Consider the following 6,651-nt stretch of genomic DNA (forward strand, 5'->3'; position numbering starts at 1 on the left):
AAGACGAACAAATGACGAAGGAAAGACGAACAATCAACGAACAATCAACGAACAAAAGACGAACAAAAGACAAACAATGAACGAAGGAAAGGCGAAGGTAAGTTAACGTTAAAACAGAGATAAAAAGAAGGTTATTGAGAGGACTTCTACTCTGCCAAAGTTAAATCTTGGCAAAGTTCATAACACTAAAGCGAAAATAAGATTGAGAGTAGAAGATAATTTGTTGTAGAACTGGTGTTTATAAGAAATGATTTATACAAGGGAATTTTCGAGGTGAGAAAAAAAGAAGAAAAAATTATTTTTTTTATTGTAAGTATTAATATTTTTTCTACTTTTGTGGCATTAACTTAAATATTCAATGTTTATGGAAACAAAAAATGTAAATTTCCTAAGTATTGCACTTAGAAACGGTATTTTATTAGGGGTTGCTTGTGTAGTTTTAAGCGTATTGCTGTACGTAACAAACCTTTTGTACACTGGAAGTTTTTTGATAGGTGCTATCACTTGGCTATTGAATTTAGCTATCTGTGTAGTTTTTATTGTGATGGCTGTTCAGCAGTACAAAACGGCTAACGACGGTTTCTTAACTGTAGGTGAAGCTATTAAAGTGGGGATAGTAACCGCTCTCGTGGGAGGGGTAATCGCTGCTATTTACAGTGTAATCTACACTACTGTTATTGACCCTAACTATTATGAAAAAGTAGTAGAGGTTACAATGGAAAAAATGAGTGCTTTTACCTCTAATTTCAGTGAAGAACAAATGGAAGAGCTCCGTGAAAAAACACTTCAAAGCAAGCCTTCTGTGGTATGGACATTCTTTTCATCGATATTGGGCTCTGCCATTGGAGGTGTTATTATCTCGGCTATAGTAGGAGCTGTGAAGAAGAAAGAACGCCCAATGCCTCTTTAGTGGTTGCTCCTTCTCAATAGATAAAAACAACTGATTATCAGTAATAAAACTTTGCCAAAGGTTGTAGCGCAACAAGCTATTGAAACTTTGGCAAAGTTCTTTTATTATAAAAGAGCTAACATTGCTCGTTACTTGTTGATACTATTAAGTCAAACACATAAAATTTCGTTTTAAAAAGAAGAAACAGAAATTGAAACAAATTAGTTTCAAAATTTTAAAAAAATCGGTAGCAAGCTACCCAAAATACTTTGCTAAAACCTTTCACACAAGGGAAAACCTCAATTTTTGTTTAATTCATAATGACGTAAGCCACACTTCTTTACTTATTGAATTCCGTACGTTTTCCTTAGTTAGTTCTTAACTATTACTTGCTAATTGTTATTTATTTTGTACCTTTGCACTCTCTTTATGATATTAAGATTATGGAAAAAATAAAGAAATTCAGACTTGACTTCATAGATGTGATTCGCGCCTTTGCTATCTGTATGATGCTACAAGGGCACTTTATAAATGGACTACTTGCTGACCGCTACCGCGACGAAAATAACTTTATATACTGGCTATGGCACTACTGCACTGGTATTACCGCTCCTGTGTTCTTCACTGTTTCGGGGTTTATCTTCACTTTTTTATTGGTAAAAGAAAGTGATGCTACAAAAGTAGGCTGGAATAACCCTCGCGTGAAGAAAGGTATTAGGCGTGGACTGATGCTCATCGGTATTGCTTACTTCTTGCGTATGAGTTTCCAAAGCGTAGATGTACTGCACTGTATTGGGCTTTCGCTTTTGTTGCTCATCGCTACTTACCTACTTTCATATAACCGCAAGTCGTGGGTAATGCCTACGATATTGCTCACCACTACCCTACTGGCGTTCACTTTTGAGCCTTTTTACAAGGATTTGCGCTTTGATTCACTACCCTTGCCGATTGCTAATTATCTGACTCGTGCACACGGTAGTTTCTTTCCTATTTTTCCTTGGTTTGGCTATGTGTCGTTTGGAGGGTTTATGGGATATCTATTTCAGCGATATAAAAATCACCCTCACTTATACCGCAATGCTATTCTGCTATTTCTAAGCGTGGGAGCATTCTTATTGTGGGGTTTTCACTTTATGATAGAACAACTGTTCTATATCAACCATTCGCCATTTTTTGAGCGACTAATGCAGGACTTTGCTTATTTACGTTTGGGGAATGTATTGCTTGTATTTGGTTTCTTTGCCCTAATGCGCAATGTGATTACTTCACAACTGATTAAAACTATTGGGCAAAACACCCTATCGATTTACGTTATACACTGCTTTATCATATATGGTAGTATTACCTCACACGGGCTTATACAGCACTTCGGAGGGCAGTTGAAACCTTATCAAGTGGTATTAGGAGCGCCTGCCTTTATAGCCGTGTGCGTATGGTTATCATTTATTTACAATCGGGTAAAACCTGTTATCAAATCAGGAATTGCTTTTGTATTAAAAGAAATCAGAGCGTTTTTGGTAGAGAGTTACCAATTTATTGTAAAACTATTAGGAAGGCTTGTTGCCTTATTTGTTAAGGAATGAAAAAACATCTTATTATTTTAGCTTCGGTTATGGCATTTAATAGCATACAAGCACAACAACCTCTCACCCCCGAAAAACTATGGGAACTACATCGCGTGAATGGTATAGGTATTACTCCCGACCAGCAATATGTATTGGTGAGTGTGAGTACTCCAAATATAAAGGAAAATACTTTTAACAAAGAATACTATAAACTTGCCGTAAAAGGAGGTGTACCCATTCCTATAAGCAAAGAAGAGGTAGAAAAACTCACGGCTAAATACAATACCGATAAAAGCCTAAAACTCACTCATAAGGAAGTAAAATTAAAATCGGTTTTAGGGAAAGACTTCTATACCGACTTAGAAAAATCATCGGGGAAGCTTTACAGTAGCTTAGACCATCGCCATTGGGACACGTGGAATGAAGGTAGTTACAATCACGTGATGATAGAAGATAGTAATGGTAAGCAAACCGATATAATGGAAGGATTGCCCTATTACTGTCCGCAGTTGCCTTTTGGAGGTGATGAGGATTATATATGGAGTCTCGACGGTAAAAAGGTACTTTATGTTACCAAAGCCAAAGTAGGCACTGATTATGTACTGAGCACTAATACTGATATCTATGAGTACGACCTCATCTCGAAAAAAACAACAAACCTCACCGAAGGAATGATGGGGTATGACACTAACCCTCAGTATAACAAAGAAGGCGTTCTTGCGTGGCTCAGTATGGCACACGATGGTAATGAAGCTGATAAAAACGACCTTTATATATTGAAGGACGGCAAGCGCATTAACCTTACAGCTAACTGGGATAATACTGTTTTCAGTTACCGATGGAGCAACGATGGGAAGCAAATATACCTAATTGCGGCTACCCAAGGAACAGAGCAAGTGTTTGTAGTAGCTCCTTTTAGTAAAGATACTTCTCCAAGACAACTCACACAAGGCGTATTTGATGTGAATAGTATAGTAGGACAAGCAGGAGACCAATTGGTTGTGATGCGCACGGATATGAACCACGCAGCTGAACTGTATACTATCAATTTAAAAGAGAAAAAAGGACGCATAACACTATCACAGCTTTCACATTTTAATAATGAGCTATACAAAGGGATTGCTGAATGTCCTATTAAGGAGCGTATCATCAAAACTACTGACGGCAAGAGAATGCACGCTTGGGTAATTTACCCACCCAACTTTGACCCTAACAAGAAGTACCCTACCCTACTCTACTGCCAAGGAGGACCACAATCTGTTGTGAGCCAGTTTTACAGTTTCCGTTGGAACTTCCAAGTAATGGCTTCACAAGGTTATATAGTGATAGCTCCCAACCGCAGAGGATTACCAGGTTTTGGAGTAAAATGGAATGCGGAAATTAGCGGAGATTGGGGCGGACAGCCGATGCACGATTACCTATCGGCTATTGATGATATTGCTAAGGAACCTTATGTAGACAAAGAACGATTGGGAGCTATAGGTGCCAGCTACGGAGGATATTCAATCTACTACTTAGCAGGTATTCACCAAAAACGCTTTAAGACGTTTATTGCCCATTGCGGAGTATTCAACTTGCAAAGTATGTATGGCACTACCGAAGAGCTCTTCTTCAACAATAACGAAATAGGAGGTGCTTATTGGGATAAAAAGAACGCTGTAGCGCAAAAATCGTATAAAGAGTTCAATCCTATAGAGAAGATTACAGAATGGGACACCCCTATTCTCATCATTCACGGAGGGAAGGACTACCGAGTACCCGAAGAACAGGGATTCCAAGCTTTTACAGCAGCTCAACTGAGAGGCATCAAAAGTGAGTTACTTTATTTTCCTGATGAGAACCACTGGGTATTACAACCTCAGAATGGACTCTTATGGCAGAGAACATTCTTCAAATGGCTAAAAGAAACATTATAAAACTAAAAGAGGCTATCCTAATCGGATAGCCTCTTTTTTCTATATATTAGAAAAGTCCTTCTACTGACCAATAGCGTTCGCCTGTATCATAGTTTACAGTAAGGACACGTGCTTTAGGGTCTTTTTTGAGTACTTTGGCGACGGCTGCCAAAGAAGCTCCCGTAGAAATACCAGCTAAAATACCTTCTTCTTTCGCTAACTTGCGGGCATATTCAAAAGCCTCATCTTTACTTATTAATAGAATATCATCTACAAGCTTCGCATCATAGTTCTTTGGTACAAAACCAGCACCTATCCCTTGTAGAGGGTGAGGACCAGCTGCCCCTCCACTGAGTACGGGTGATAGTTCAGGTTCTACGGCTATGGTTTTAAGATGAGGGAAGTGTTGTTTAAGCACTTTAGATACCCCAGAAATATGTCCACCAGTACCGACTCCTGTTACAAAATAATCAAAGCCATCGGGGAAGGATTGCAAGATTTCTTGAGCAGTAGTGCACTCGTGTACCTCAGGGTTAGCAGGGTTCTCGAACTGTTGAGGCACCCAATAGTTAGGTTTACCTTCGGCTATTTCGAGGGCTTTAGCAATGGCACCTCCTGTTCCTTTTTCCTTTGGAGTTAATACAACCTCAGCCCCATAAGCCGATACCAGTTTACGGCGCTCTATACTCATAGATTCGGGCATTACCACAATGAGCTTATAACCTTTTACGGCAGCTACTAAGGCAAGTCCAACCCCTGTATTACCTGAGGTAGGCTCTACAATCACAGTATTTTTATTGAGGATACCTTTGTTTTCAGCATCTTCAATCATTGCGAGTGCGATACGGTCTTTAATACTACCGCCTGGGTTCAAGCGTTCTAACTTGATAAATACGTTGGCATCTTTACCAAACAATCGATTAATTTTCACTTCGGGAGTACGCCCGATAAGTTCTAAAACATTTTTGTACAACATTATATAATTATTTATTAGTTACGTGTTTGTTAATAGTTAGTGGTTAATGATTAGTGAATTGGTATTAGGAACTAATGTTTAAAGACTAAATTACAAAATTAATAGGTTCTTCATACACTTCGTTGTCTTTTACTATGATTTGACTCTTGTGGAAAACTTTGGTAAAAGGTTCTATACTATGGGTAAGCCATACGTTCCCGCCAATAACGCTATCGTGACCTATTACGGTTTCACCTCCTAAGATTGTGGCACCTGAGTAAATTACCACATTGTCTTGAATGGTGGGATGACGCTTGGTATGAGCCTTATCTACCGATACTGAGAGTGCCCCTAAGGTAACCCCTTGGTATACTTTTACGTGGTTACCTATAACCGTAGTTTCACCAATAACAATAGCCGTACCGTGGTCTATCATAAAAGGGACGCCAATGGTTGCTCCTGGGTGAATGTCGATACCTGTTTTGCTATGGGCGTATTCGGTGAGTATACGGGGCAAGAGTGGTACTTCGCGCGTCCATAGTTCGTGAGCGATACGATATACCATAATAGCAAAGAAACCAGGATAGGTAACTTGTACTTCTCTGAGAGAGGTAGCTGCTGGGTCACTATCGATAAAATACTGAGCATCTTGTTTTAATTGAGCATAAATAGTGGGCAAAATACAATCGTAATAATCAGTCAGTTGCTCTTTCTGAGGTTCGTTTTGCAGAAAATCATCTACAATACTGATAAAATCATAACGCAATTCCTCATAGCGTGCTTCTATATTCACTTTAGAGAGACAAGTACGCTCATCTATGAGAAATAAGAACTGAAAGAGTTCTTCTACAAAGGCGTTAATACGCTGTTTGCTTACGTGATGTTTGATATTTTTACTTTCTTGATAGAGTTCGATAATGAAACTCTCGGTGCAATTTACTTTTGTCATTATTATAAAAAAATAGCCCCACTACCTAATTATGAGCAGTGGGGTGTTGTTATTTCGTTTACTAAAATATATATATACTGATACTTTCAAGAAATAACGAGTCTTGCACCGCTCACAGAGAAGGTACAACACATCATCATTATTTGAAAAGTATACAGTTTCATACAGTACTATTCTATTAATGGGGGCAAAGATAAGAATATTTTTCTAACTACCAAAGAAAAACTGAAATATTTTTACTTTTTTTTGTTATACAAAAAGATATAATCGGAGTTCTAGGATTGTCTTAGAAAAGAGATGAGGAAGCAGAAAAATAACGAAGAGGAACGGAAAAGGTGATTCAGGTAAAAGATAAAAGATGAAAGGTAAAATGGGTATGCTTAGCTTATAGGAAGCTT

Annotated in this window: 5 protein-coding genes; 3 read left to right on the forward strand and 2 right to left on the reverse strand. The window is 38.4% G+C overall.

The features are described from left to right. Positions 1 to 358: 358 nt before the first annotated feature. The 3 genes from HMPREF9078_RS00375 to HMPREF9078_RS00385 all read left to right on the forward strand — a co-directional run bounded on the left by HMPREF9078_RS00375 (position 359) and on the right by HMPREF9078_RS00385 (position 4,370). Positions 359 to 910, forward strand: coding sequence for a DUF4199 domain-containing protein (locus HMPREF9078_RS00375; protein WP_002671731.1), 552 nt, complete (start codon positions 359 to 361; stop codon positions 908 to 910). A 422-nt stretch (positions 911 to 1,332) separates the two neighbouring features. Then, positions 1,333 to 2,472 (forward strand): heparan-alpha-glucosaminide N-acetyltransferase domain-containing protein, encoded by a 1,140-nt coding sequence (locus HMPREF9078_RS00380; protein ID WP_009418733.1) that lies wholly within the window; start codon positions 1,333 to 1,335, stop codon positions 2,470 to 2,472. Further along, positions 2,469 to 4,370, forward strand: coding sequence for a S9 family peptidase (locus HMPREF9078_RS00385; RefSeq protein WP_009418734.1), 1,902 nt, complete (start codon positions 2,469 to 2,471; stop codon positions 4,368 to 4,370). Before HMPREF9078_RS00380 ends, HMPREF9078_RS00385 begins: the two co-directional genes overlap by 4 nt. Positions 4,371 to 4,416: 46 nt before the next feature. Here HMPREF9078_RS00385 and cysK read toward each other — a convergent pair whose 3' ends face one another. Continuing rightward, positions 4,417 to 5,325, reverse strand: coding sequence for a cysteine synthase A (gene cysK / locus HMPREF9078_RS00390; protein WP_009418735.1), 909 nt, complete (start codon positions 5,323 to 5,325; stop codon positions 4,417 to 4,419). 85 nt (positions 5,326 to 5,410) lie between these two features. Continuing rightward, positions 5,411 to 6,253 carry a serine O-acetyltransferase gene (locus tag HMPREF9078_RS00395; RefSeq protein ID WP_009411782.1) on the reverse strand — a complete coding sequence of 281 codons (843 nt, stop codon included), beginning with the start codon at positions 6,251 to 6,253 and terminating at the stop codon, positions 5,411 to 5,413. Positions 6,254 to 6,651 lie beyond the last annotated feature (398 nt).

The sequence above is a fragment of the Capnocytophaga sp. oral taxon 380 str. F0488 genome (genome assembly GCF_000318255.2).
In the GTDB taxonomy this organism is placed as follows: domain Bacteria; phylum Bacteroidota; class Bacteroidia; order Flavobacteriales; family Flavobacteriaceae; genus Capnocytophaga; species Capnocytophaga ochracea.